The organism is Haloferax sp. s1, assembly GCF_058382125.1.
This window is the reverse complement of record NZ_JBZRPK010000307.1, coordinates 1-2,927: the sequence shown is the minus strand read 5'-3', so window position 1 is coordinate 2,927 and position 2,927 is coordinate 1. Positions and strand designations below refer to the sequence as shown.

Genomic DNA, 2,927 nt, shown 5'->3' with positions numbered 1-2,927 from the left:
GTACGGCTCCAGCCGCGGACAATCAACAGTTGGCTCAAGCGAGTCGACACAGAGGTGTCGTTTGAGCTGGCTGTGTCTGATGATAAGCGAACCGGAAGAAAACAGAAATGTCAGAAATATATTAAAAATTTGAAGAACCCGTCCACGAACATCCTCAGGAGACCAGATCGATGCGCCGGTGCAGAGAGCGAAGGATTTAATCCCAATTGAGACGGTCCCCTGTGACAGCGAGTTTGACTCGAAGTCTGTCTATCAGATGCTCTCTCGAACCTCGGTGTGAACATCTAATCCCGAAACTCATCCACGGTGACGAGCGAGAGGCTATCGAGACGATGGACGAAAATGGGCAGGCCGTTGAATCGGTCTCTGTTCACGTCAAGCAGGGCTCGCACGCGATGTTTCTCTACGTGCCCTCAAGGAGAGAGCACGGCAGTCTTTGCGACGAACCTCTCAGTCAGCCCCAAGGAAGCTGAGATGTTCTGTCGTCGGTACAGCCGTCGCTGGCAGATCGAGAACGAGTACAAGAGCATCAAGAACGACTTCCTCGCGAAGACCTCATCCAAGGATTACCGCGTCCGGCTGTTCTACTTCGTGTTCGCAGTGCTTCTCTATAACATCTGGCGGCTCACTGACTTTCTGTTGAAAGCTGCTGCTGACGGGGAGATGGACTACGCACCGATCATAACCGCTGGCGAATGTGCTGAATTGGTCTCTTCGGCGCTGTTTCCACCTGACTAGTTGGGTAGACACACCGGATTGCCTTTCGTGAGCGGTGGCACTATCTCTGGGAGAGATATTTGGATTGATTTCTGACCATAACAGAGAATTAACCGATTTTGGCCGATTTCCTAGCTCACTTTCCCCGCAATCTGGACTAATTCAGCGGCGAATCAACGCTAAAACTGCCCATCCTCCGAAACTGTGGAACTGTGCTCAATTCTAGATTTTGTATAGCAATTTATGATTCATGCTTCAGCAATGGCTCAGAGCACTATTTTACTAATTGCGGTTGTGGGCGATACACTCCCACATCAGTCATAATGTTAATTCGGTTAAACAATGTCGTAGAACAATGAAAATCACACATTCAGAATCACCCCAGCACAGAGCGAGCGGGTTACTCGCCGGTGAGAAGGCGTGAACCAGCGATCTGACTCCCAGGTTTGGACAGTGAAAAGAGGACTTCAGACGAGGAACCGAGAGAAAAGCGCTACAAATGGGTCCCAGATGAGCCTTGACGAACTCGTCGGTGTCGAAGTTACCTGCAATGCCCTATTTTGACCTCGACTTTGCCAGACAAGTGGGTCTGTTGAAGTTCTCAGTCGCGGATAGTTTGTTGAGGCTGTGCTGCATACAGGGCGCGAATCGGTTAGGGGTGTTCAACGGATCAAGATAGCGAACGCGTTGAGGTTACCCATGAAGGTGTCTTTTGATTTCATAACCTGACAACCAGAAACGGTTTGCGAATGGGATTGATTGTCTAATTTGATGGTCCCTGATGATTCAAAAGATTATCTTGAATTGTCTCGTCGACAGGTCGTTGGCCTCTGCAGCGGAAGCCTTGTTACCGGAGTTCTTGCGGGTTCTATTGTCTCTGAGTCTCTGCCCCTCTCATCAATACTCGACCGTGAATGTAGTTCGTCCCCACTCGTGTACGATGTGAGCGGGTGGCCGACGCCACACTATGATCTCTCACATTCGCGTTGTCCGCCGACGTCAACTTGTCCGGTCAGTCCAAGAAATCTAACCCATTCTTGGAGCGAGAATTCCGCTAATGAGGATCCAATTCCAGTGGTTGCGAACGGAATCGTATATCTCACGGTGGATAGAATCGACACGCAACTAGTTGCGTTGAATCTACCTGACGGGAGTGAATTGTGGAGCGCTAAGACGACGACACCAACTGACTCACCAGTAGCAGGTGGGAATGTCGTCATCATGCCTGCTGAACGCGAATCCGGAGAGGACGTCACTCATGCACTCACAGCCGTAGACGGAACGGTAGAGCGCAGCCTACCATTTACGAATCGACCATTCGTCGCCGACGGTCGACTCCACGTGCTACAATCCGGTCGGTCTAACTCAGGGGAAGACATTGAACGTCTGCAAGCGTATTCAATCAACACTGGAAACCGATGTTGGACACAGAAGATTCAGGGACGGGTAGCTGATCGACCAGCCTATGACGGACAGACCGTCTACTACCCAGTAGTCGACTTTGGTGTCGTGGGGATAGATTCGCAGACGGGTGCAAAAATTTGGCGCGAAGAAGTTCAAAATACACACCCTGACAAAATCAGCGGTACAATCCGAGGGCACCCAATCGTCTCGTCCGGTCGCGTGTTCATCTCGACCTACGATGGACGTCTGATTGCACTCGATAGGCGTGATGGGACTCGGCTCTGGACACGCGCAATTAGACCAGTTATCGTTAACAATGCTGCTCGGTGGTATGATCTTGGTGCGGTGTCTGAAGGAATACTGGTTGTTCGCCAGAGACGGCACGATGACAGTGCTGACCGTCTCGAAGCAATTGATACAAAATCTGGCGATCAGCAGTGGGTGATTGAGCCACCTGGCAATGGCCGATTCTCCCTTCCGACGATTGGCGATAATGTAGTCTATGCAGGCGTCAGTGGTACATTATCAGAATCTGGTGAAGTATCCCAAGGCCTCGGAGTGTTTGATCTCGAGACCGGTTTGCAACAAGCATTCTATCCCGGGCCGAGTGGTGTGAGCAGTGGTCCGGTAATTGCAGATGGGCGTGTAGTCGTTCCACACTTTAATGGTGTTCGTGTACTTGAGTAGTCTTTCCAACCAACCTTCGTGATGAAAGATATACCCTCTGCATGTGTCACGCCGTTCCTGTCAAGTCATGAAGATTTCAAATAGTCCGTTTTTTAGCTAACTCAACGGCTATCTCACAG

The 2,927-nt window shown here is 50.6% G+C and carries 1 protein-coding gene and 2 pseudogenes; all 3 read left to right on the top strand.

What is annotated here, in order from left to right:
- Positions 1-161: pseudogene (locus QT222_RS03365) on the top strand (IS630 family transposase); the annotation flags it as partial.
- 17 nt (positions 162-178) lie between these two features.
- Positions 179-738, top strand: a pseudogene (locus tag QT222_RS03360) (transposase); the annotation flags it as partial.
- 750 nt (positions 739-1,488) lie between these two features.
- Complete coding sequence (locus tag QT222_RS03355; RefSeq protein WP_004060575.1) at positions 1,489-2,808, top strand: PQQ-like beta-propeller repeat protein; 1,320 nt, start codon at positions 1,489-1,491, stop codon at positions 2,806-2,808.
- Positions 2,809-2,927 lie beyond the last annotated feature (119 nt).

What these genes read in the sequence shown, in the direction of transcription:
- QT222_RS03355 (WP_004060575.1), top strand. Translation starts at nt 1,489, where the DNA reads ATGGTCCCTGATGATTCAAAAGATTATCTTGAATTGTCTCGTCGACAG.